Source organism: Hyalangium sp. (assembly GCF_035629615.1).
Classification (GTDB): Bacteria; Myxococcota; Myxococcia; order Myxococcales; family Myxococcaceae; genus Hyalangium.
This window is the reverse complement of sequence record NZ_DASPHO010000385.1, coordinates 1-22,297: the sequence shown is the minus strand read 5'-3', so window position 1 is coordinate 22,297 and position 22,297 is coordinate 1. Positions and strand designations below refer to the sequence as shown.

General features: G+C 68.8%; 15 protein-coding genes and 2 pseudogenes. 5 read left to right on the top strand and 12 right to left on the bottom strand.

From position 1 onward, the window contains the following. The 7 genes and pseudogenes from VD972_RS19710 to VD972_RS19680 all read right to left on the bottom strand — a co-directional run. Positions 1-277 (bottom strand): annotated as a pseudogene (locus VD972_RS19710) (CapA family protein); the annotation flags it as partial. 122 nt (positions 278-399) lie between these two features. Then, positions 400-837, bottom strand: a complete 438-nt coding sequence (locus tag VD972_RS19705) for a response regulator (protein WP_324989233.1) — start codon at positions 835-837, stop codon at positions 400-402. Continuing rightward, positions 834-3,650: an ATP-binding protein gene (locus tag VD972_RS19700; RefSeq protein WP_324989230.1), complete on the bottom strand. Its 2,817-nt coding sequence runs from the start codon at positions 3,648-3,650 to the stop codon at positions 834-836. Before VD972_RS19700 ends, VD972_RS19705 begins: the two co-directional genes overlap by 4 nt. Before the next feature lie 100 nt (positions 3,651-3,750). Then, positions 3,751-4,527 carry a tRNA1(Val) (adenine(37)-N6)-methyltransferase gene (locus tag VD972_RS19695; RefSeq protein ID WP_324989228.1) on the bottom strand — a complete coding sequence of 259 codons (777 nt, stop codon included), beginning with the start codon at positions 4,525-4,527 and terminating at the stop codon, positions 3,751-3,753. A 5-nt stretch (positions 4,528-4,532) separates the two neighbouring features. Next, the gene (gene gshB, locus VD972_RS19690; RefSeq protein WP_324989226.1) at positions 4,533-5,489 is read right to left on the bottom strand and encodes a glutathione synthase; all 957 of its coding nucleotides are present in this window, start codon (positions 5,487-5,489) and stop codon (positions 4,533-4,535) included. Between the two features lie 67 nt (positions 5,490-5,556). Then, entirely contained in the window at positions 5,557-7,239 is a 1,683-nt protein-coding gene (locus tag VD972_RS19685; RefSeq protein ID WP_324989224.1) for a serine/threonine-protein kinase, read from the bottom strand. A gap of 245 nt (positions 7,240-7,484) precedes the next feature. Continuing rightward, positions 7,485-7,790 carry a hypothetical protein gene (locus VD972_RS19680; RefSeq protein WP_324989222.1) on the bottom strand — a complete coding sequence of 102 codons (306 nt, stop codon included), beginning with the start codon at positions 7,788-7,790 and terminating at the stop codon, positions 7,485-7,487. Between the two features lie 317 nt (positions 7,791-8,107). Between VD972_RS19680 and VD972_RS19675 the strand changes: the two genes are divergently transcribed. The 3 genes from VD972_RS19675 to msrB all read left to right on the top strand — a co-directional run bounded on the left by VD972_RS19675 (position 8,108) and on the right by msrB (position 12,022). Then, positions 8,108-10,246 carry a tenascin-X gene (locus VD972_RS19675; protein WP_324989220.1) on the top strand — a complete coding sequence of 713 codons (2,139 nt, stop codon included), beginning with the start codon at positions 8,108-8,110 and terminating at the stop codon, positions 10,244-10,246. A 168-nt stretch (positions 10,247-10,414) separates the two neighbouring features. After that, the gene (locus VD972_RS19670) at positions 10,415-11,395 is read left to right on the top strand and encodes a trypsin-like serine protease (protein ID WP_324989218.1); all 981 of its coding nucleotides are present in this window, start codon (positions 10,415-10,417) and stop codon (positions 11,393-11,395) included. Positions 11,396-11,488: 93 nt separating this feature from the next. Continuing rightward, a complete protein-coding gene (gene msrB / locus VD972_RS19665; protein ID WP_324989216.1) occupies positions 11,489-12,022 on the top strand; it encodes a peptide-methionine (R)-S-oxide reductase MsrB in 534 nt (177 codons plus the stop codon). A gap of 12 nt (positions 12,023-12,034) precedes the next feature. On the opposite strand, the gene VD972_RS19660 is transcribed toward msrB, so the two are convergent. The 3 genes from VD972_RS19660 to VD972_RS19650 all read right to left on the bottom strand — a co-directional run bounded on the left by VD972_RS19660 (position 12,035) and on the right by VD972_RS19650 (position 15,677). After that, positions 12,035-12,478: a DofB protein gene (locus tag VD972_RS19660; protein ID WP_324989214.1), complete on the bottom strand. Its 444-nt coding sequence runs from the start codon at positions 12,476-12,478 to the stop codon at positions 12,035-12,037. 121 nt (positions 12,479-12,599) lie between these two features. Further along, positions 12,600-14,243 (bottom strand): bifunctional 3-(3-hydroxy-phenyl)propionate/3-hydroxycinnamic acid hydroxylase, encoded by a 1,644-nt coding sequence (locus VD972_RS19655; protein WP_324989212.1) that lies wholly within the window; start codon positions 14,241-14,243, stop codon positions 12,600-12,602. Between the two features lie 96 nt (positions 14,244-14,339). Further along, a complete protein-coding gene (locus VD972_RS19650; protein ID WP_324989211.1) occupies positions 14,340-15,677 on the bottom strand; it encodes a hypothetical protein in 1,338 nt (445 codons plus the stop codon). A gap of 168 nt (positions 15,678-15,845) precedes the next feature. Between VD972_RS19650 and VD972_RS19645 the strand changes: the two genes are divergently transcribed. Then, positions 15,846-17,300, top strand: coding sequence for an alkaline phosphatase D family protein (locus VD972_RS19645; RefSeq protein ID WP_324989210.1), 1,455 nt, complete (start codon positions 15,846-15,848; stop codon positions 17,298-17,300). Positions 17,301-17,315: 15 nt separating this feature from the next. On the opposite strand, the gene VD972_RS19640 is transcribed toward VD972_RS19645, so the two are convergent. After that, the gene (locus VD972_RS19640) at positions 17,316-18,023 is read right to left on the bottom strand and encodes a head GIN domain-containing protein (RefSeq protein WP_324989208.1); all 708 of its coding nucleotides are present in this window, start codon (positions 18,021-18,023) and stop codon (positions 17,316-17,318) included. Positions 18,024-18,122: 99 nt separating this feature from the next. Then, positions 18,123-20,915 carry a protein kinase domain-containing protein gene (locus tag VD972_RS19635; protein ID WP_324989207.1) on the bottom strand — a complete coding sequence of 931 codons (2,793 nt, stop codon included), beginning with the start codon at positions 20,913-20,915 and terminating at the stop codon, positions 18,123-18,125. Positions 20,916-21,321: 406 nt separating this feature from the next. Here VD972_RS19635 and VD972_RS19630 point away from each other — a divergent pair. Continuing rightward, a pseudogene (locus VD972_RS19630) lies at positions 21,322-22,297 on the top strand (PilZ domain-containing protein); the annotation flags it as partial.

Sequence of the window (22,297 nt, the reverse complement as noted above, 5' to 3'; positions counted from 1 at the left end):
CCTCCGTCCATTGCGCGAGCGCCTCTGCCCACTTGTTCTCCAGCGAGTACGCCCAGCCCAGCTCCCAGCGGCAGTCCACCCGCGTTGGCGCGGCCTCCACGCAGGAGGAGAGCGCAGCGATGGCGGTCTTGGCATCCCGCGCCTTGAGGGCCTCGACGCCACGGACGAACGAGTCATCCGCGACGGCAGCAGCGGGATCTACGGGAGCAACGGCGGGATCTGCAGAGGGATCCGGCAAGGCAAAGAGCGCCAGGAGCAAGAGGACGGACGAGGGCATGGCCCGCGCATATTACGGATCTCCCGACGCACCTGAGAGAAACCTGCGGGCCCTCCGAGCGGCCGCCCACCACCCAGGCGGGCTGCCAGCGGCCAGGGTGCACAGAGCGGTGGTCCGCTTACTCAGGATGCTTCCTGGAGCGCCGCCTTGCCCGTGGGGACAGCCTCCCGGATGACGCGCAGCAGGTGGTCCAGCTCGAACGGCTTCATCACGTAGCCGTACGCGCCCTCGCCCATGCAGCGGGTCGCGGTCTCATCGGAGGCGTAGGCCGTGACGACGATCACCGGCATGCCGGGATGGAGCTGCTTCAGCCCCATCAGCGTCTCGACGCCCCCCATCAGCGGCATCCGGAGATCCGTCAGCACCAGGTCGAAGCGCCGGGACTTCGCTCGCTCGAGGGCCACCAGGCCATTCTCGGCCGTGGTGACTTCATATCCCTCCAGCGAGAGCAGCCTCCCCAAGCCCTCGCGCACGTCCCGCTCATCATCGACCACGAGGATGTGCTCGCCCCGCCTTCTGGCCGTCGTGTCTTCTTCCTCGAAGAGATCCAGGATGCTCATTGGACAGTGGCCTCCAAGCCCAGCAAGGACGGCATCTCGATGACAGGCGTGGCGGGGAGCCACATCCGCACCGTGGTTCCACGGCCCGGCTCACTGTCGATGTGCAGGTTCCCTCCGTGCGCGTCGATGAACCGGTACGTCATCGCCAGCCCGAGCCCGAGCCCCTCTCCTGGCGGCTTCGTGGTGAAGAATGGCTCGATGACGTGCGGCAGCATGTCCTGGGGAATGCCCGGGCCATTGTCGAACACTGCCACCTCCACACCCTGCGCTCCCTCGCGCACCAGGGCCTGCGCCTCGATCGTCACCGTGGCTCCCTCCTGGCTGGCCTCCAGTGCGTTCATCACCACGTTGAGCAAGGCCGCCTCCATCTCGGCGGTATGGAGGTAGACCCGCGGCAGGCGGGCGTCACTGAGCCGCTGATCGATGTTCACACTCCGCCGGGCCAGCGGGCGTCCTGCCAGCTCGATGACCCGTGTCACCACCGCCCTCACATCACACGGCTCGCGGACAACGGCAGGGCGGCTCGAGAACTCGAGCAGCGCCTTCACCAGGCTCGCACAGCGCCGGGACTGACGATCGATCACCTCCAGCGTCATGCGCTGTTCCTCCGTGGCGAGCGCACGCCGGGACATCAGGTCGATGTTCATGCGAATGGCCGCCATCGGGTTGTTCAGCTCGTGGCAGAGGCCCGACACCAAGGAGCCCACGGCGGCCATCTTGCCTTTCTGCAAGAGCTGCTCTTGAACCGCTCGCAGCTTCAGCAGTGAGTCCTCCAGCTCGTGCTTCCCCACCTCGAGCTTCTGATAGAGCGCGTGCATGCGCACGGCCGCGCGAACCCGGGCCCGGAGCTCTGCCGCACTGAACGGCTTGCCCAGGTAGTCGTCCGCCCCGCCCTCCAGCCCACCCACCACCTCCTCGCGGCTGGCCTTGGCCGTCAGCAAGAGGATGGGGATGTCCCTGTACAGGACGCTCGCCTTGAGCCGGGAGACCAGCTCGGTCCCATCCATCTCGGGCATCATCACATCCGAGACGATGACATCCGGCCGCTGCCGCTCCACCGCCTCCCAGGCCTGCCGGCCCGTCTCCACCAGCTCGAGCTCGTACTCCTCGCCCAACAGGCTCGCCAGGTAGGCGCGCATGTCCGCGTTGTCGTCGGCGATGAGCAGCCGAGGCCCCGCCGGGCCGAGCCTTCGAGGCGCTCGGACGGAGGCGGCCGGGACGTCAGGCAGCTGCTCGAAGTACCCCCTGCTCGAGCGCACCGGCACCGAGCTCGCCAGTCCATGTGCCATGAGCCGATCGGCACCCCTCGGCAAGCGGACGGTGAAGCGCGCACCGGCACCGAGCTCGCTGTCCACCGAGACCTGGCCTCCCATCAGCTCGGTGAACTCCTTCACGATGGCCAGCCCCATGCCGGTCCCCTCGTGCTTTCGCATGGTGGAGCTGTCGATCTGCTGGAACCGCTGGAAGAGCAGGCCCTGCTTGGAGGTGGGGATGCCCGCCCCCGTGTCCATCACCGAGAGCTCGATCTTCGAGTCCACCGCTCGCAGGGCCACGGTGATCGTGCCGCCCTCAGGGGTGAACTTGAGGGCGTTGCCCAGGAGGTTCAGGACGATCTTCTCGAACTTGCGCCGGTCCAGGGGCACCACGCCCAGGCCAGGGCCGGCCTCGAAGCGCACCTCGATTCGCCGGGAGGCTGCCGCCGAGCGGGCATCGTCCACGATGTGGGCCGTGAGGCCCGTGATCTCCGCGGGCTCCCAGTCGGCCTCCATCCGGCCTGCCTCCACCTTCTGGTGGTCCAGGATGTCGTCCACGAGCCGGAAGAGCCGCTCGGCATTGCGGTGGATGCGCTCCAGGTCCGCGCGCACGCGGCCGGGAAGCTCGCCTGGGCGAGAGGAGAGCAGGATCCCCAATGGACCCAGGATCAACGTCAGCGGGGTGCGCAGCTCGTGGCTCATCACGGTGAGGAACTCGCTCTTCGCCCGAGCCGCCGCCTCGGCCACCTCCTTCGCCCTCTGCAGCTCCACCTCCATCCGCTTGCGCTCGGTGATGTCCGCGTAGATGCCCAGCAGGCCCATGACCTGGCCCGCCTCATCCCGGAGGGGGACCTTGCTGGTCATCAGCGTGCGCTGCGAGCCATCGGCACGCAGGATCGGCTCCTCGAGCTCGAGGATCGGCGTGCCGCTCTCCATCACCTGGCGGTCGATCTTGACGAAGAAGTCCGCGTCTTCCCGCTTCCAGAGATCGTAGTCCGTCTTCCCGACGAGGTTCTCCAGCGTCCCCATGCCCGCGTCATTGATGAAGTTCTGGTTGCCCCCGAGGAAGCGCCCCTGGTGGTCCTTCCAGAAGATGGCGTGGGGTACGTTGGCGATGACGTACCGGAGCACCGCCTGCTGCCGCTCGAAGTCTCGCAGCCGCTCCTCGGTCTTGTGCTCCTGGGTGATGTCGCGCAAGAAGAGCCACACCTGCTCGCGCTGAGGACGCAGGCGGATCTCCAGCCACTGGCTGGCCGCGGCGCGGTGCTCAATGAGCTTCCCAGGCACCTGCTCGGCCAGCGCACGCCGGCAGCCCTCGAGCAGCTCGGGCGAGGGCCCCTGCGCTCCCAGGAGCGAGCCCAGCGCGCGGCCCAGCAGCTCGGCTCGTGACAACCCCAGGAGCTGCTCGGCGGCCGTGTTCACGGCTCGGACCGCGAGGGAGGCGTCCACGGCGAGGAACCCCTCTTCCAGGGCTTCCATGGCCTCCACCGCCGAGAATCCCGCCAGCTCGCGACGCGGTGGCTCGGCTGGGGGCAGCGCCTCTTCGGGATGGAGTCCCATCGACCCTCCTCGGGTGATAGTGAAAAATTATAGCGTTACGAGAGTCCCATGACCAGCTGCTGCACCTTTAGCGGGCCGATCTGGAAGCCTGGGTCCACCTCTACCCAGGTGGAGTATGGCGCTCGGAGCGCGGTGGGTCCATCAAGGCGGCGACCTCGGGCGCATACCCACCCGGGCCCGCCCCGTGAACGATCAGAGGGGGGTGCACCTTCAGCCCGCGATCACTGTCCCTCAGGGAGTGGACGAGGAAGCGCGTGGCGGGAGAGCCCACCCGCGCGTGGACGAGGCGCAGCGCGCGTGGGAACAGCCGCGCCGCCGTGAGCAGCCCGAGCACCTCCGTCAGCCGTGCAGCCGGGTACACCAGGCTCACGCCACCCCCGGGGGCCAGTGCATGTCGCGCCGCTGCCACCACCGCCGCCGCGTCACATGCCAGCTCCTCCTTGGAGAGGGCGCGCTCCTCGTCCGGGCTGCGAACTCCTCCGCCGCTCCGCCGGAAGGGAGGATTCGAGACGACGAGCGTGTAGGCCCCAGGCGAGAGCAGCGTCCGGGCCTCGCGCAGGTCTCCGAGCAACGGTCTCACCCGGCCCTCCAGTCCGTTGAGCGCCACGCCCCGAACCAGCCGCGCGTGCACCGCCGGCTGCAGTTCCAGCGCGTCGATGGGTCCTCGACCGAGCTGCCGCGCGAGCAGGAAGGCCACCACCCCACTGCCCGCGCCGAGCTCCAGCACGGGCCCCTCTCCAGCGCCCTCCGAGGCAGCGAACCCCGCCAGCAGCACCGCGTCCAGGGTGAAGCGGTAGCCGCTCCGGCGCTGCAGCACTCTCACGCCCGCCGTGCCAATGGAGTCGAGCGTCTCGTCCGGGCCGGGGGCTTCCAGCACAGGGCTCACCGCTTCGCGGCCAGGCGCTCCGCCAGATCGATGATGGGCATCTCCACACAGCATCCATTCAGCGCGTCGATCTCCGCCAGGCCCGTGGGGCTCGTCACGTTCACCTCGGTGAGGAAGTCTCCGAGCGTGTCGATGCCCACCAGCAGCAGCCCGCGCTCCTGCAGCTTCGGCTTCAGCCGGGCGCAGATCTGCTTCTCCCGCTCCGTCAGCGTCGTCTTCACCGGCGTGCCGCCCGCGGCCATGTTGCCCCGGTGATCGTCCTCCGAGGGCACGCGCAGCACCGCTCCCACGGGCTCACCGTCCACGAGGATGATGCGCTTGTCCCCCTGGCGGCTCTGCGGCACGTACGCCTGGGCGATGACGGACTCGCGGCCATGGGAAGTCATGATCTCCAGGAGCGAGCGCGTGTTGCGGTCCCCAGGGCTGACGAAGACGATGCCCTTGCCCCCAAAGCCGTCGATGGGCTTGAGGATGGTGCCGCCCGGGTGCTGGCGGATGAAGTCCTGGAGCACGGACTTGTCGCGGGCCACGCAGGTCTCCGGCATCAGGTCGGGGAAGTTCAGGGTGAAGAGCTTCTCGTTGGCGTCCCGGATGCCCTGCGGGCTGTTGATGAAGACGGGCGGCCGCCCGGCACACAGCTCCACCAGCTGCGTGGCGTGCAGGAACTCCACGTCCACCGGCGGATCCTTGCGCAGGAAGAGGGCATCCAGGCTGGAGATCGGCCGCACCGACTCCTCCAGGACATCGAAGTGCCGCCCGGGCTCGCGGCGCACTTTGACGGTGCGCATGCGGGCCTCGGCGCACGTGCCGGTGTAGCTCAGCCAGCTCTGCTCCAGGTAGCGCACCGTGTGGCCGCGCCGCTGCGCCTCCAGCATCAGCGCGAACGTGGAGTCGTGATCCACCCGGACGTGCTCGAGCGGATCCATCAAGAAGCCAAGAGTGAGCGGAGCCATCGCGGTGCCAGTGTCCGAAGTGGGGGCCCCGGAGTCATGGGGCACGCAGGGGTTCGAGAGTCCGAGGCTAGCGCGCCTCGGGGATATCGTTGAGGGAGAACCGGTGCATGGCCGTCTTCCCGGCCTCGATGGGCACCGACAGCATCCGCTGCTTCTTGTCCGGCCCCACGATGCGCAGCCGGTGCGTCCCCACCGGCAGCGGCGTGTTGAACAGCGGCGTCTTCCCCAGCGAGCGCTTGTTGAAGAACACGTCCGCCTCCGGGTTGATGATGAGCGTCATCTTCCCCTGCGGAGCGCGGGGGGACTTCGAGGGCTTGTCGTCCTCCTTCGTGTCCGCCGCCGCCGTGGCGCTCGCAGGGACGCCTCCGTCAGCAGTCGCGCTCGCAGGGACTGCGGGTTGCCCGGGCTCCTGGAATAGCTTGAGCTGTGGGTCATTGTACGTCTGCAGGGTGGGCTCGGGCGTCACTCCCGCGTCCAGCGTAGGTGTCAGCGTCATCACCAGATAGCCTCCGCCCAGGACGATGGCCGCCAGCACCGCCACCCACAGCACGGTGTTCAGCGTCCGGCTCTCCTGAGGGGCGTCCCTCACGGTGGGTGGAGGCACCCGGGTGCCAGCGTTCTGCACCTGCTCGTGGACTGCCGTGTCCCCCTTCAGCAGGGAGGACGGGTCCTCTTGGACCGCCCGACCCCCTCGTGCGACGCCAGGCTGCGCTGGCCCCCTCCTTTGAGGAGGCTCGGCCTTGGGTGTGGGCTCGGCCTTGGGTGTGGGCTCGGCGGCGCTCTCCAGCAGTGAGCGCGTGGCGGCCATCTTCTTCTCGAAGAGCTCCCGCATCACCCCCGCGCGCTGATCCCCGTCGAACAGCAGGGCGCCCGCGGCTTGCTCGAGCGCCCGTGCCAGCTCCTTGGCGCTCTGGAAACGATGGTTCGGATCCCGCTCGAGCGCCTGCAAGACGACCGCCGAGAGCGCCTCGGGCACTGACTCCGACGGGTGCCGCAGAGGAGGAATGGGCGCCTCGACGATGCGGGCCAGCTCCTCGCGCTCCGTCTTGCCCGCGAAGAGCCGCCCACCCGTGATGAGCTCCCAGAGCACCACACCCGCGGAGAACAGATCACTCCGCCCGTCGAGCGGCTGGCCCCGCACCTGCTCTGGAGACATATATCCCGCCGTCCCCTTCACCGTGCCCGCGCGCGTCCGCTCGAGGCTGTTGCGCGCCTTCGCGATGCCGAAGTCCAGCAGCTTCACCACCCCGTCGTACGTCACCATCACGTTCTTCTGGGCGACGTCGCGGTGGACGATGGCACTGGGCCGGCCCGAGGGATCCGTGAAGCTGTGCGCGTAGTGCAGCGCCAGGCACACGTCGCGCATCACCGCCACGCTCAACCCCAGGGGGATGGGCGCATTGCGGCGCCGGTACGCGGCGGTGAGCTGATCCAGGTTCTGCCCGGCGATGAACTCCATGGCCAGGAACAGCCCGTCCTCCTCCCGGCCCAGCTCGTACACCTGGGCGATGTTGGGGTGGTTGAAGGCGGCGGTGATGCGCGCCTCGTCCAGGAACATGCGCTCGAAGGCTTCGTTGCTGCGCACGTCCGGGAGGATGCGCTTGATGGCTACGTACTTGCGAAAGCCACCAGGCCCGGAGGTGAAGCCGAGGAACAGCTCGGCCATGCCTCCCACGGACAGCTGGGTGATGATCTGGTACTTGCCGATCTGCTCGCCCCGGTGGAAGTCATTGGACGACCCGCTCTCCATGGGCGCGGAGGATAGCTGTGGATGTCCTGTGGGCGACAGAACCAAGACTGTGGACAATCCGTCCCCCCACGGAGGCACTGTGGGAGGCTGGGGGAAAACGCCAACTTGTCCACATGTAGCAAGCGGGGTTTTCCTTTATGATCCCAAGCGCTTGCAGACTTACCCCCAACTCCGGGACGCCTACTGTCACTACTACTTAGATCCTCTCTACTTACAGTCTAGTAGAGGTAGCAGTCGGATCCGGATCAGGCGTGTGGGTGCAGCCAGGTCAACCCGGTGAGCATCAGTCGCGAGCGCGGATCATCCATCTCCACGCTCACCGCGCAGCCGGCCACCTCCATCCGCAGGGCGTAGGTGTAGCCGCGCGTGCGGCCCGCGCGCTCCTGGGTGGTGAGCGAGGCGAGGCGGAACAGCTCGGCCAGCACTTGCTGGCGGACCTCTGCGGGCAGGGCATTCACGATGGGCTGCAGCCCCCGAGGGATGAGCACGGTGAAGGCCTGCGGCCGTGGCAGGGCGGCATCCGCGACATCGAGAGAGTTGACGTGGTCCATGCGCTGCTGGGCTTGCCAGAAGCGTACCCTCCAGGGGTTCAGTGATTCCAAGCACTTGTCCGTGCCATTGGCCGACCGGGCTGTAGAAATGACGGCCCTGGGCAAGCCCGGAGGAGCTGATCACTGGTGGCAGCAAGTGATCCACCCTGAATCCTCGGGACACGAGGAGTGTCTGGCCGACATGCGGGCAAGGGTGCGAGCACGGGAGCCCTCGCGCTCGGCGGCTGGGAGGACTATACGCCTCCAGGCGAGGTTCACCGATGGGATGCTCGAAGACAGCGGTTGGAACCCCGTGGGGCCCGCTCCTCGCGGGTCTGATGGCGGCGGTGCTCGGCGCTGGCTGTCATGACGATCCCCAGCTGGTCGGCGCGCAGGGCCGGCTTCGCCTGTCGGTGGAGGCAGTGGCATTTCCGCCGACCTACGTGGGGGTGACGCGCGAGGAGACGGTGCGAGTCTTCAACGCGGGCCGAGCGCCGCTGATCGTGACGTGGACGCAGGTGGACGCGCCCTTCACGGTGGAAGGACTGCCGGAGCGGTTGAACACGGGCGAGGTGGAGGTCCGGGTGCGGTTCGCGCCTTCGGCACCGGGTCCGTCATCCGCCGCCCTGACGGGCACGGCCGCGGGGGGTGGCATGGTGACGCTGTCGCTCATGGGGGAGGGCGTGGCCATCCCCGCGTGCCCTACGCCCGTGGCATGTCATGGCACCGGCTTCGATCTGGCGACGGAGAAGTGCGTGGAGACGCAGCTGCCGGATGGCACGGTGTGCGATCCGGGGAACGCATGCCTGGTGGAGGCCACCTGCACGGCGGGACGATGCAAGGGCCGCGAGCGGGTGTGTGACGACGGCAATGCGTGCACCACGGACGTGTGCAACCCGCTGGATGGGTGTCAGGCCGTGCCTGCGCCGCCGTGCCCGGGGGATGGGGCCTGCAAGGTGGGCGTGTGCGATCCGGCGACAGGCTGCGGGCTGGCGAGGGCTCCGGACGGCACCTTCTGCGGAGAGCGGCGCGGGTGCGAGGTGGCGGACGTGTGCGTGGACGGAGCGTGCACGGTGCAGAATTTGCCGGACGGCTTCGTGTGTGCGTCGGCCACGCCATGCCAGGCCGAGGGCCGGTGCGATGGCCCGGTGTGCGCACGCCCTCCGCCCACGGTGCTGGTGCCCGACTGGACGTTCGACGCCGACGCGTTAGCACTGGATCTGCATGACCTGATGATCTGGCCGGATGGGACGGTGACGCTGGCGGGCTTCTTCGGCAGGCCGCTGCAGGACGCGGCGGGCGATCTGCCTCTGCAAGCGACAGACACGTCTCGGCGCTGCATGCTGTGGAACGAGCGCCTGCTGTGCATGGACTTTCCGCGGCAGGGGCAGGTGTCGCTGCTGGAGAAGACGACGGGCCTGGCGCGGTGGAGCTTCACGCTGGCCTCGGCCCGGCCGGACCTGGAGGAGAAGAGCAACGGTACGCTCTTCATGGCGCGGCTGGCGGTGATGGCGCCGGATCGGCTGGCGGCGCTCTTCGAGGCGTACCCGGCGGGCCAGGAGAACTCGACGCTGTGCCGGGCGTACTTCCTGGTGGTGCTGGATGCGAAGGGGGGGCTGGTGTCTTCGGCGCACCTCACGGATCCGCTGCTGGAGGAGTGCAACCACCCGCACCCGTTCGGGCTGGTGTCGGATGTGGCCGGGGACCTGTACGTGACGTTCTCTCCGACGGTGAACTCGGGGGCGCCGCTGCTGCCGGGCTCGCCGACGCTGGTGCTCGCTTACTCGTCGGACGGGGTGGAGCGGTGGCGGCGGTTGTTGTCCATCCCGGGTGGCGAGCTGGGCCTGGTGCGGGGGCTGCTGCTGCCCGAGCGCGCCAGCACGGCGCTGCGGACTCAGGACGGGGCAGAGGTGGGCACGCTGCCCGTGCTGGGGCGAGCCGTGGCGACGCGGCAGGTGGTGGTGCCGAGCCCGGAGGGCACCACGGTAAATCCAGATGCGGGCGTCGCCACCTCTTCCGAGCTGAAGGGGTACACGGTGCCGGAGCTCGCGCCGGCGTGGACGTACCGGCTGGGGGAGGGGCAGAGCTTCGCGTCGAAGGAGCTGCGCCTGGCGGAGACATACCCAGGGGGCAGCGAGGGAGTGGAGACGCTGGTGCTGGGCTTCATGGCGAACGGCTCGAAGCCGACGCTGGTGGGAGTGAGGGCGAAGGACGGCTCGGAGGCATTCCAGTGCACGCTGGCGTACACGCCACGCACGGTGCCGCAGCTCTTTGAGCTGGGCCCGGAGAGCCTGGTGCTGATGGACGGGGCGACGACGTGCGGGGAGTGCGATCCGCCGTTTGCGTACAGCCGAGCGCGCTTCCAGCGCTTCCCGCTCGAGGGGCTGCGTCCGGCGGAGGCGCCCTGGCCGGGCACCTTCGGTGGGCCAGGACACGGACACCACGAGAGCCCGGTGCGAGGCCCGTCAGCACCCTGAGAGGAGGGTTCTCGGGTCACCTACCTGGGAGGTGGCCGGCCGGCCCCGCTCCTGGCGAGCAGCAAGCCGCAGCCGGACTCAACGGGGAGGGTATGGAAAGAGCCACCCATGAGGTAGGGTAGGGCAGCGCGGGCGGAGCTTGCTGCTCGCGGTGTCAGGAGGGCTCTCATGAAGAAGGGTTGGACAAGGCTCGCTCTGGCAGCCTGGGTCCTGGCGACGCTGTCGGCGTGTGACGGGTGCCAGGAACGGTTGCAGAGCCTGGGGAGACAGGCGAGCACTGCCCCCAGCGAACAGAGGTCCGGTGGCGTCGGGCCCGCAGGGGATGTGCCGAGCGAGAAGGTGGAGCTGGCCGGTGGACCGCGCTTGTGGGAGCTGGCGGGCCGGGTGGATGCCATCAATCGCTACCCGTCCGTCGTCCTCATTACGGTGGAGTTCGGTCAGAAACGCAGAGCCGTGTGCAGCGGGTCCATCATCGGGAGACAGCTCATCCTGACCGCGGGCCATTGCGTGTGCCAGCGACGGCAGGTCGCGTCCGAGCCCGGTGGCGCCCGGGACATCATTGACGGCACAGCCTGTGCGAAGACCGCGGAGGTGCGGACGATCCTCTACGAGCCCGCAGTGCTCATGGTGGAAGAGGAGGTGCCCGCGCGCAGGAACTACTTCGAAGGCGAGGTGAAGCCCCATCCGGAGCTGAGGGTGCTGCTGGATGAGCACGGCCAGGTGGCCTCCAGCCACGCGGATCTCGCCGTCATCACGTTGAAGGAGCCGCTCGGAGAAGAGTTCCGGCCGCTGCCCCTGGCGGACAGGGACGTGGAGCTCAACGAGTCCATTGTCATCGTCGGCTCCGGCTATGACGAGCTGAACCGCCGGTACGATGGAGAGCGGCGCGCCAGCAGGAACCGGGTCACCGAGGAGCTGTCCTCAGGCAGCGGGCGGATGCGCATCGAGCAGCCCGGAGGCCACCACTACAAAGGTGACAGCGGCGGACCGTGCCTGCGCGAGGGCCCTGGGGGAGCTGCGCTCGTGGGCACCTCCAGCCGCAACCTCGGGGAGGGGGAAGCCATCACCAGCACCTACGAGCACCGGGACTGGCTGCTCGGCGAGATTCAACGCGCTGAGGAGGACAAGCCCTCGACGCGTGTGCAGTAAAGGGGGTCGGCACCCAGGGCCAGGATGAGGCCGACAAGCTCTTGCACCGCGCCTCCGCTGTAACTCCCGGGTCGCTCGCGCGTACTGAGAGTCATGGACCTACGACGAAAGTGGTGGTGGGCAGGCCTGCTCGTGATTCCCCTGGTGGCCATCGCCGCTGGCGCGGGCGAGAAGTCTCCGAGCGCGCCGAAGACAACCGCCCCGGCTCAGGAGTCCCAGGCGCCGAGCGCCGCCTCGGGGAAGGTCTCCAAGACAGACGCGGAGTGGAAGAAGCAGCTCACGCCCGAGCAGTTCCGCATCCTGCGCGAGAAGGGCACCGAGCGTGCCTTCACCGGCAAGTACTGGGACCATCACGAGGAGGGCACGTACCACTGCGCCGGTTGCGGCCAGGCACTCTTCGCCTCCGGCACCAAGTTCGACTCGGGGACGGGCTGGCCCAGCTTCTGGCAGCCCGTCGCGCCCTCCGCGGTGGAGGTGCACGAGGACAAGAGCTTCTTCATGACGCGAGTGGAGGTGGTGTGCTCGCGCTGCGGCGGGCACCTGGGCCACGTCTTCACGGACGGCCCCGAGCCCACGGGCCTGCGCTACTGCATGAACTCGGCGTCGCTCACCTTCGAGAAGAAGTGAGGCCTCCCAGCCTCAGGTGGCCAGGCCGAGCTCGCGGGCCTTGCGGATGATGTAGGTGGGATCCTTGCCGAGCCGCTTCTCCATGTCTGGGGCGACTGAGTCCACGCTCTTGTGTACGGACAGGAAGCCATCGTACGTGCGCGTCACGATGATCATCCCGGAGATGATGACGCGCTGCAGGCTGTTCTGAAGCTCGCTGCCCTCGATGACGAGGTGAGCCACCTCGCAGAAGGCGCGTCCCTCGGCCACCAGGTAGCTGAGGAGGTTTCGCTCCTCGGCGTTGGGGATCTTCGACTTCGAGTCGATCATGCCCACATAGAGCAGAGGCTTGCCCAGCCGCTCACGGTGCGTCGCCATGAGCTGGAGGACCGCGTTGACGTTTTCCTTGGAGGGCGGGTTGGGGTACCGGGCGAACATGACCCGGTCGATGACCTCAACTTTGAAAACAGTGCTCACTGTCTCCTCCGCTCCTCACTCGTGCAGGCACATCCCTGGAGGGAATGCTCGGCATCCAGGCATTCTCTAATAGCACGGGAAGGGGAGGAAGGAATGAGACGGTGCACTGCGGGGCAAGGCCTCAGGCACTCGATGGCAGCAGGGCCCGCGCGGGGGCTTCCTCGGTCCTCGTCGCCGCCGGCATGTGGATGAGACGACGCAGCTCTTCCCGGAGTTGCTCGATCGCGGCGCCACGCGAGGCCCCGTAGACGTACCGATCGGGCCGGACGACGGCCACATCTGCTTGATACTGGACGAACCACGCGGTCAGCTTGCCCGAGACGTCCACCACGTCTCCGGCCCGCGCCTCCCCGGTCCGCGCGGCGGGCAGGATCCTCAGACACAGGCCTCCGACTTCCCGGGCGAGCGCCTCGGCCGACTGTCGCACCGTGTCGGGGGCATCCTCCAGCGTGAACACCGTGAAGCCACGACTGGAGACGTCGTCCAGCCGCACCGTTTCCCCTCCCGCCACCTCCACCCGTGGCTGGGGGAAGTACGAGCCCTCGGCGACATTCCCCTTGCGGCGCCGCCCGCCGGAGATGAGCCCCTGGCTCACCAGCGACTTGGGCTTGAATTCGTAGTTGCGCATGAAGCGCCGGGTGCGAGGGATGCGGAACAGCAGCCTCAGCAGGGCGTTGCGCAGCGCCGCCACGAGCCGGTTGCGGGCCAGGAGCACCTTGCCCATGACGATGGTGGTATTGACCATGTCCACCGCGTGCGGGTGGCGCTCCTGCTCATAGGTGTCCAGCAGGGCCTCTCCGGCGGCCCCGCGCGAGACGAGCGCCAGCTTCCACGACAGGTTCATCGCGTCGCGGATGCCGGAGCACAGTCCCTGCCCCGCGAAGGGCGGCATCACGTGCGCGGCGTCCCCGAGCAGGAACACCCGCTTGTCCCTCCAGCGCTCGGCCACCTTGGCCTGGAAGGTGAAGACCGAGGCCCGCTGGAGCTGGATCTTCTTCGGGTCGACATACGGAGCCAGGAGCGCATCGACGACCTCCTGGCGCTCCATGATCTCGGTGCGCTCGTTCTCTTTCAGCAGGAAGTCCATGCGCACTTCGTTGTACACGCCCCGCGTGACGAAGCCGGGCCGCTTCGGATCGCACACGTAGTAGGTGAAGTCCGGCTCGGGTGTCGTCGTCGTGCCGGAGATGGCGATCCACGGCTCCTCGTAGGAGGTGCCGAGCATGCTCACCCCCATCTGCGCGCGCACGGTGCTGTGCGAGCCGTCGCAGCCCAGCAGGTAGCGGGCGCGCACCTCCCTGGAGCGCCCGGTGCGCCGGTCCTTGATCTGGGTGGTGACGAAGTCCTCATCCTGGGTGAAGGACACCAGCTCGTGGCCGAGCCGGAGCTCGGCGTGGGGGAAACGCTCCAGGCCCTTGCGCAGCACCGTCTCGAGCTGGGGCTGGTTGAAGAAGGAGATGGCCGGGTGGCTCACCCCGAAGTCCAGCTCGCCCATGGCCACCGTGCCCAGCACGCGCTGGGAGCCGTCGATGTAGTCCATGCTCTTGCAGGGCCACAGGTCCACGGCCAGGGCGCCCTCGAGCCCGGCCGCCTGGAAGTTGCGCTGGGCCTCGTCATCACAGGAGAAGGCCCGCGGCTGGATGAAGACGGAGAGGTCGCGCTCGATGACGAGCGTGCGCAGCCCGTGCAGGCCCAGGTAGTTGGCGGCAATCCCACCCACGGGGCCGCACCCCACCACGATGACATCGACGACTTCAGCGGACATCTCGGCCATCCCGGAGAAGAACCTGATACGGGGGTGATCACCAGGAGTCTAGCGTATGACAGGGCTTCGTCATGGGACGCAGAGTGACAGCGTGCGTCACGGGGCCTGTTCGGGCCGGGCGCTCCAGAGCGCCACGTCGCTCACGTAGCTGTCCCACTGGCGCAGCGTGGCGTCCACGCTCACGCGCAGCAGGGCCAGGAAGCCCCGCAGCTGCGGCTCGGTGCGCAGGTAGCGTGCCAGCAGCGTCAGGTTGCCCTGCCAGTGCCCATCGTCGCCGCCGTCGAACTCGATGTGCGAGCCCAGGAAGTGCGTGGCCTTCTGCGGCTCCTTCACCCCCCACGCGCTCACCAGCGCGTTCATCTTGTCCATGAAGAGCTGGCCCAGGTGGCCGCTGACGCCCTCGGCTGCCAGCGGTGCCGCCAGCATCAGCACCGGATCATTGTAGAAGGCGATGGCGCTCTCCTGCGTGCACATGAACTCGCGCGTCGGCAGGTTGGGCTGCGCCACCTGCTTCACGTAGGTAGGGTCCTCGCCCAGGTGCTGCAGATCCCGCTCGATGATGATCTCGTGGTTGATCTCACCCTTGAGGTGGTGGATGAAGTGGGTGCGCAGCTCGGTGTCGTTGGAGGCACCCACGCACCGGCCCAGCAGGCGCGTGGTGTAGCGGACGAACTGGTGCAGCTGCGTGAGCGTGTACACGTACTGCTCGCGCGTGAGCGTGCCGGCATCCACCGCCTGGAAGAAGCTGCTCTGCCCCACCTTGTCCAGGAAGAGGTGGTTGATGGTGTCGAGCACCTCCGCCACCAGGAAGGAGGGCTCCAGGGGCTGGCCCGCCTTCGAGGCCTCCTCCGAGGCCTGGTAGAGCATCAGGTCCAACCGCTGCGCCTTGGCGCGGAAGGCACCGGTGCCGGCCAGGTCCAGCCGGGGCACGTTCTGCAGCAGCGTGAGGCCGTAGCGGCGCGCAGTGGGCGTGTCGTCATCCGCCATGAGGAAGGCGGCCATGCTCCGGCCCCAGCCGCGGGCCTGGCGCAGGGCGGCGTACAGCAGCACGGCCTGAGCGCCCGCGGGTGCGGACGGCGAGAGGTAGACGCGGGTGAGCCAGGCCGCCTGCTCCAGCGCCTTCGAGGAGAGGCCCGTGCGCTTCTGGAACTCGGAGCCCTCCGCGCTCAGCACACTGGCGAAGGCCAGGCACTGGCCCGAGGCGCGATCCACCAGCGCCACGTCGTAGCCCTGTGCGCCCGAGGGATTCTCGGGTGCGAGAAACTCGAGAGAGCGCGCGGTGGGCTGGGCGGCCAGCGGCGCGAGCAGGGCGGGCTGGGCCTGCGGTACCCGGTCGATGACGGCGTCCCAGGTGGAGGTGATCTGCTGGGTGGTGACTTGCGGCCGTGGCCGGCTCTGCCAGAGGGAGGAGGTCTTCGGGGCGGGGGCAGTCATCGGGCACTCCGGGGAACGAGAAAGCTCCCGCGCGTCTCTAGATGGGTTGGATCCACGAAGGTCATTATTCCTGCGTTCCCTGTGGGGATCTCAACGGAGGTAGAATGCCCACATGCGCCGCCCAAGTGGGAAGGCTGAGGGCTGCCTGGCGCGGTGGAGGGGAAGCGGATGGCGATCGAGTTTCCTGTGAAACCCGTGACGGTGGGCCCCATCGTAGGACACACCACGGCCACGACGGTGCGGCTGTGGGGCCGAGGCTCGACTCCTCCCCCGCTGGGCGGGCTGCAGTGCTACGGCGTGGCGCAGCTGCTCGAGGCGGGCTCCACCACGCCCGCGCAGGCCCGCTACTTCAAGCTGCTGCCCGAGGATGACTACACCGGCAGTGTGGACTTCGCGGGGCTGGCGCCGGGGCGCACCTACGCATATCGCATGGGCTACTTCTTCTCGGGACGGGAGCTGCTGCAACTCCAGCCGCCCACCGGGTTGGAGCTGCAAGGCGCCAGCGCGAGCGTCTTCCGGACCGTGGGCGCGCCGGGCAGCCCGGCGCTCTCGCTGGTGGTAGGCTCCTGCCGCCACCCCACTCCGGGCCTCGAGGAGCTCGTCAACACGGGGCTGCCGGACCGGGGTGACCGCATCTTCCGCACCATCCTTGATCAGGTGGAGGGCGGCATGCCCACGGACCTGCTGATGATGGCGGGCGATCAGATCTACGCCGACATGGGCGCGTCCAGTCAGTCGTTCGCGCAGTACTGCGCCAGCTACCAGCGCTCCTTCACCCAGCCGAACCTGCGGCGCCTCATGTCCCGTGTGCCCACGTACATGACGCTGGACGACCATGAGATCGCCGACAACTGGTCCATGGATCGGCTCAATGATCCGAGGCTGGGGGACAAGGAGCTCGCCGCCAACAAGCGGCGCTTCATGGCCGCGCTCGAGGCCTACCGCTGCTACCAGGTGGTGCACGGGCCGGCGCTGCAGCGCAGGAACGAGCCGGGGCTCACCAACGCCCTCACCCGCTACTGGTACACCTTCGAGGCGGGCCCGGCGCGCTTCTTCGTGCTGGATGTTCGCACGGAGCGCTACCACCGGGCCCAGCCGCCCGAGCTGATCGGCGCGCGGCAGCTGCACGCGCTCCGGGAGTGGATGCAGGCGGATCGGGGCGGGCTGAAGTTCGTCGTGTCCGCGGTGCCCTTCTTCCCGGACCTGACGCTCGCGGGCTGGGCCCTGGGCGAGCGCAACGACAAGTGGGCGGGCTTCCAGCTCCAGCGCCAGAAGCTGCTGGACTTCATGCGGGACGAGGGCGTGCACCGCACGGTGTTCCTCTCCGGGGATGTGCACGTGTCGCTCTGGAGCGAGCTGAAGAGCACCTCGCGGCCGGACTTTCGCGTGCACTCCATCATCTCCTCCGCCTTCAACGCCCCCGCCCTCAGTGCGCCGGAGTTCCTCTTCGAGCTGGAGGGCCTCCTCGACGGGCAGACGGACTACACGCTCACCCGCCATGGCGGCTACACGCAGGTGAGCAACTTCACCCGGCTGACGTGGAAGGAGCCCACGCTCCGGGTGGAGATCTTCGATCGCAAGGGCAAGCGCCTGCACGAGACGTCGCTGAACCTCGACGGGTGAGGCGCCCGCCGCGGGCTACTTCTTGCGGAAGACGACGGACGAGCCGCCGGAGGAGGAGACCTCCCGCTGGGCCGGCGAGCTGTCCACGTGGACGACGCAGCCGCCGGACAGGTCCGCCTCGATGCGATCGGTGGGGCTGGCCTCCACCACGGTGCCGCCGCTGGCGTCCACGTCCAGCTCCTTGTGGTTCAGCTCCTGGGCATCCACCTGGACGCCGCCGCTGCCGTCCACCTCGACCTTGTCCGCACGGCCCTTCAGCGTCACCGCCGCGCCGCCGCTGGCGTCCACCCTGACCTTCTTCGCGTCCAGGTTGCGCACGGAGACCGCGCCGCCACCGCTGGCATCCACGGTAAAGGTCTCCGCGGCCGTGGCCTCCGCGTCCACCCGGGCGCCACCGCTGGCCCCCACGCTCGTCATCTGGGGGCTGGAGATGGTGACCTCGATGCCCCGGCTGGAGCTGGAGCCGAACCACGAGTTGTTCTTCTCCATCCGCACCACCAGCTTGCCGTCCACCACCTCGGTGCGAACCTTGCTCACCAGCTTCTCGTCCCCAGAGACGCGCACGGACTTGGGGCCCACCGTCACCTTGGCCTTCAAGCCCTGGCTTACCTCCACGCCATGGAAGTCCGGTACCTCGCGCGCCGAGCCCGTCTCGGCCTGCGCAAACGCGGAGGCGGACAGCAGCAGCGTGGGGACGATGAGGGCGACTCGAAGGCTCTTCATGGCGGTGCTCTCCCAGAGAAGGATGGAGGCTCGGGGCCTCGGGGCACCGGGGGTTACGCACGAGCCTGGAAACCATTGCCGGCCCCGCCGGCCAGGGAGCTATTCCCGAGCGAGCTCGTCCAGCGCGAGCTTCAAGGCCGTGGTCTCGCCGGGCTTGATCTCCACCGGCACCCGCAGGGTCCGCCCATCCGCGACCACGAGACTCAGCAAGTGCTTGCCCGAGGGGAGGCTGATCTTGAAGAGCGGCGTATCCCCCAGGTAGCGCTTACCCAGGTACACCTTGGCGTAGGGATCGGTGGCGAGCGTGAGCCCACCCCCGCCTGCAGTCGCCGAGGCCGAGGAGGCGTCGTCGGGGAAGGCCTCGATGTCCACGGAGCTGCTCGTCTTCGCCGCGTCCCGCCGCGTGCGCTTGGGAGGGCGGGTCGTCTTCTTCGTCGGCTGGGGTGGGTCCGCGTCCGGGATGTTCAGGGCGGCCTCCGTCACCGGGGCGGGAGCCTCGGCCTCAGGTGCCGCTGCCAGCGCCACCATCGGCGGGGGCGGTGTCCCTTCAGCCGGAGTGTCGGAGGGCACAGTGGCCGGGGCCGAGGCACCGGGCGTCGAAGGCTCAGGTGGCGCGGGAGCGGCGGAGGCTGGGGCTGCCGCGGGCTCGGGCGGGGGGGGCTTCACCTGGGGAGCTGGTGGAGGCTGGGCAGGCGGAGCCGGGGTGCCTGTCCTGGGGATGGGCTGCATGCGTCCCAGATCCTCCACAGAGGTAGGTGGGGGCGATACCAGCTCCATCAAGCGCCCGCCATCCAACCCGAGCGCCACCACCGTGCCGAGCCCACCCAGCAGCAGCACCACTCCGGCCAGTACCACCACCCCCAGCCCGCTCCGCTGCCGCTTCCGCTGCGGGGCGATGCGGACGCCCGGCATCGTAACGATGGTGGGGCCGTCCTCGACGTCAGGGTCGTCGGGGAGGAGGGTCTCGTTGGTGTCTGGGGAGGGCCCCAGCTCGGGAGCCATTGCCGCGCGGACAGGCTGGGTGGTGAACTCCGTCTGCAGGTCCGCTGGGGTGAGCTCCTCATCCACCGGAGGCGGCGTGGGCTCCCGGCGCCGGGGAGCACGCGCGCCGGGATTGGAGGTGCGCGGGTTGGGGGGCGGCGCGATCGAGCGGATCACCAGGGAGGTCTTCACCTCCTGCGCGTCCTCTTCATCCGGCAAGGGCTCGTCTGGGACGGGCGGGCCGCGGAGGTTCGGCGGCGCGTCGGTCCACGGGATCGTCCCCATGGAGTGGAGATCCAACCGGCTGGGGCGCGTCCGCGGCTCGCTCCGAGGCAGCTCCTTGGCCTCGGCAGGCGCGTGCGCCTCGAGCAGAGCGGCGCGGGTGCCCTCCCCGTCCGCCCCATCAGGAGGACGCTTGTCGCGGATGTTGTCGCCCGGCTGCGTGCGATCCGTATTCTCCTGCGCAGAGGGAGCGGGCGGGATGGCCTCGTGGCCGGTCGCGGTGCTCGTGCGCTTCTGGGGCAGCGGCTCGAACACCGGCCGGCGAACGGGGGCGGGCTCCGAGGGCGGCAGCGCCCGCGTCCCTGTGGCGCTCGAGCGGCGCATGGGCGCACCCCGAGGCGGCGTCGGGGGCTTCGCTTGCGTCTCCGGCAGGGGCTGCGCAGCAGGAGGACTCACCACGGGCATCGCCGCCATCGAGAGGCGCGGCGTCGGGGGCCTGGCCTGCGCCGCCTCGGGGGCGGGTGGCTTCACCACCGGCATTGCCATCAGCGAGGCGCGGGGCGCCGGAGGCAGCGTGGGGGTGATCTGTGGCAGACCCGGCGTCGTCCCCGGCTCGGGCGGCAGCGCAGGGGCCGACGGGAGCGTGGTGGGGGCGAAGAGCTTCGCCACGTTCACCTGGCCGGTGGACTCCCCGCTCAGGGCCCGCTCGGCCATGAGGAGCTGCCGCGTCTGCTCGCGCCGATCGAAGAAGTGCCGCCGGATCAGCTCCCCGCTCTGCTCCGGGTGCCAGATGAGGGGGCCCACCGCGCGCTCCATGGCGCGCGCGAACTCCAGCGTCGTCGTGTACCGATCCTCCCGCGGGCGCGCCAGCGCCTTGAGCACGATGGCGTCCAGCTCCGGCGGGATGGCCTTGTTCACCCGCGAGGGAGGAGGAATCTGGCCGTGCAGCACCGCGCCCGCGCCGGCCTGGGGCGTCTTGCCGTGGAACAGGCGCAGGCCCGTGAGGCACTCGTGCAGCACCACGCCCAGGCTGAACAGATCACTCCGGGGATCCAGCGGCTCGCCCAGGATCTGCTCCGGGGACATGTAGCCGCTGGTGCCCTTCACCATGCCCACCTGCGTGCGGCCCTTGCGCGCCAGGCTCTTGGCGATGCCGAAGTCCAGCAGCTTGGTGACGCCCTCGTACGTCACCATGACGTTCTTCTCGGCCACGTCCCGGTGGATGATGGACGAGGGCCGGCCGAGCGGATCCGTGAAGGTGTGCGCGTAGTGCAGCGCCAGCGCCGTGTCGCGCACCGCCTCCAGGCTGAAGCCGATGGGGATGGGCTCGTTGACCGCCCGGCACGCCTTGGCCACCTCCACCAGGGTGGCCCCCTCGACGAACTCCATCGCCAGGAACAGCTCACCCTCGGCCACGTCCAGGTCAAACACCTGGGCGATGTGGGGGTGGTTGAAGGCCGCCGTCACCTTCGCCTCGTCCAGGAACATCTGGACGAACTCCTCCTCGCCCGCGATGTCCGGGAGGATCTGCTTGAGCACCACCAGCTTGCGGAACCCGGCCAGGCCACGCTGCGACGCGAGGAAGATCTCTGCCATCCCGCCCGTCGACAGGCGGCAAAGCACCTCGTATTTGCCCAGCTTCCGGCCGCTGTAGGCGTCCGGTGCGAGCGGCAGCGTAGAACCACCCATTTGAGAAAATCGAGTCTACACCGCGAAACTCTCGTGATCGAAGGACCGACACGGGAATTCTCCACCCTGGGGGCTGCGCTGCTTCTTACCGCGAAAGCCCTGAACTAGATTTCCCAGAACAGGCGGTTAAATCCGAAGAACTGGCTTTTTCGTAGGCTGGCCTCGGGTGAGGAGGGCCAGTTGTGGACGCTACAAGTGCGCCTACCGACTCGGATTACCCGGGACTTTCCAGAATGACACAGTGCGGAATGATCAAGACTCACCACGCTCTCGGGAAGCAGGTGCGCCAGAGGGAAGGGCTGGTCACCCTCTGAGAAAGAAATTTCCTTTGGGGAAGTCTAGCGGAACCGTGGTATGAAATTGTTCTGCTATTTACGTAAAGTTTCTTTGCGCGACGGAGTCTCCCATGCAGTCGGATAACCGGATGTCGACCCGCGAGGCGATCCTGGGCTACCGGATGGGAACGGACCTGTCGGCAGTGGCGTCTTTCGGGGACGCGCACGACTCTCAAGGCCGGCTGGTGCAGCTGTCGCTGGAGCACCTGACGCTGCACCTGGCCTCGTGCGCGGAGCTGCGTCCCGGCCAGGCGGCCTCGGTGCTGCTGGGGCTGGGCGAGCGGTGGACGACGTCTCTGCAGGCGGAGGTGACGGACATCTCCTCCGGCAGCCCCGAGGCGCCGCCCGAGCTGCGCCTGCGCTTCGTGGCCCCGCCGCTGGAGGCGGGCCGGAAGATCGTCTCCGCGCTGGAGTCGCTGCGGGAGAACGGGCACCTGCTGACGCCCGAGGCGCGCCCGGTGTGGAAGGAATCCATCACCCGCCCGGAGCGCATCCTGCGCATCTGCGAGGCGCTGGCCACGCGCACCACCCGGGGCGTGGCGCGGGCGGAGGACGGCTCGCGCATGGAGGTGCGGGCCGAGCACTTCGACAAGTATGACGGGGTGATTGGCTGGAAGGCCGACGGCCCGCTGCCGGCGCTGCCCTTCGCCATGGAGGCCTTCGGCTACAGCTCGGTGCTCTACTTCAAGGTAGAGAAGGCCTGGATGGATCAGGGCCTGTGGATGATGTCGCTGCCGCAGGAGCTGACGCGCTACCGGCACCGGTGGCTGCGCCGCGCGCCCACCACCATCGAGTGCCACCTCGCCTTTGATCACCCGCTGTGGTCGCAGGTCCGCGTGCAGCGCAACGTGCTGGACGTGTCCTACGAGGGCCTGTCCTTCATCACGGAGCCGGGTGAGGACCTGCTCTACCCCGGCATGCGCATCCCGGCGATGGAGGTGGAGATGCCGGGCCGCGCTCCGGTGAAGCTCTTCGCGGAGGTGCGCAACATCTCCAGCTCCCAGAGGGGCCGCCGCTGCGGCATGTGGGTCAGCCCCATCGGCCAGG

Coding starts and splice junctions, on each gene's coding strand:
- VD972_RS19705 (WP_324989233.1), bottom strand. CDS start 837: ATGAGCATCCTGGATCTCTTCGAGGAAGAAGACACGACGGCCAGAAGG.
- VD972_RS19700 (WP_324989230.1), bottom strand. CDS start 3,650: ATGGGACTCCATCCCGAAGAGGCGCTGCCCCCAGCCGAGCCACCGCGT.
- gshB (WP_324989226.1), bottom strand. CDS start 5,489: ATGGCTCCGCTCACTCTTGGCTTCTTGATGGATCCGCTCGAGCACGTC.
- VD972_RS19685 (WP_324989224.1), bottom strand. CDS start 7,239: ATGGAGAGCGGGTCGTCCAATGACTTCCACCGGGGCGAGCAGATCGGC.
- VD972_RS19680 (WP_324989222.1), bottom strand. CDS start 7,790: ATGGACCACGTCAACTCTCTCGATGTCGCGGATGCCGCCCTGCCACGG.
- VD972_RS19675 (WP_324989220.1), top strand. CDS start 8,108: ATGGCGGCGGTGCTCGGCGCTGGCTGTCATGACGATCCCCAGCTGGTC.
- VD972_RS19670 (WP_324989218.1), top strand. CDS start 10,415: ATGAAGAAGGGTTGGACAAGGCTCGCTCTGGCAGCCTGGGTCCTGGCG.
- msrB (WP_324989216.1), top strand. CDS start 11,489: ATGGACCTACGACGAAAGTGGTGGTGGGCAGGCCTGCTCGTGATTCCC.
- VD972_RS19655 (WP_324989212.1), bottom strand. CDS start 14,243: ATGTCCGCTGAAGTCGTCGATGTCATCGTGGTGGGGTGCGGCCCCGTG.
- VD972_RS19650 (WP_324989211.1), bottom strand. CDS start 15,677: ATGACTGCCCCCGCCCCGAAGACCTCCTCCCTCTGGCAGAGCCGGCCA.
- VD972_RS19645 (WP_324989210.1), top strand. CDS start 15,846: ATGGCGATCGAGTTTCCTGTGAAACCCGTGACGGTGGGCCCCATCGTA.
- VD972_RS19640 (WP_324989208.1), bottom strand. CDS start 18,023: ATGAAGAGCCTTCGAGTCGCCCTCATCGTCCCCACGCTGCTGCTGTCC.
- VD972_RS19635 (WP_324989207.1), bottom strand. CDS start 20,915: ATGGGTGGTTCTACGCTGCCGCTCGCACCGGACGCCTACAGCGGCCGG.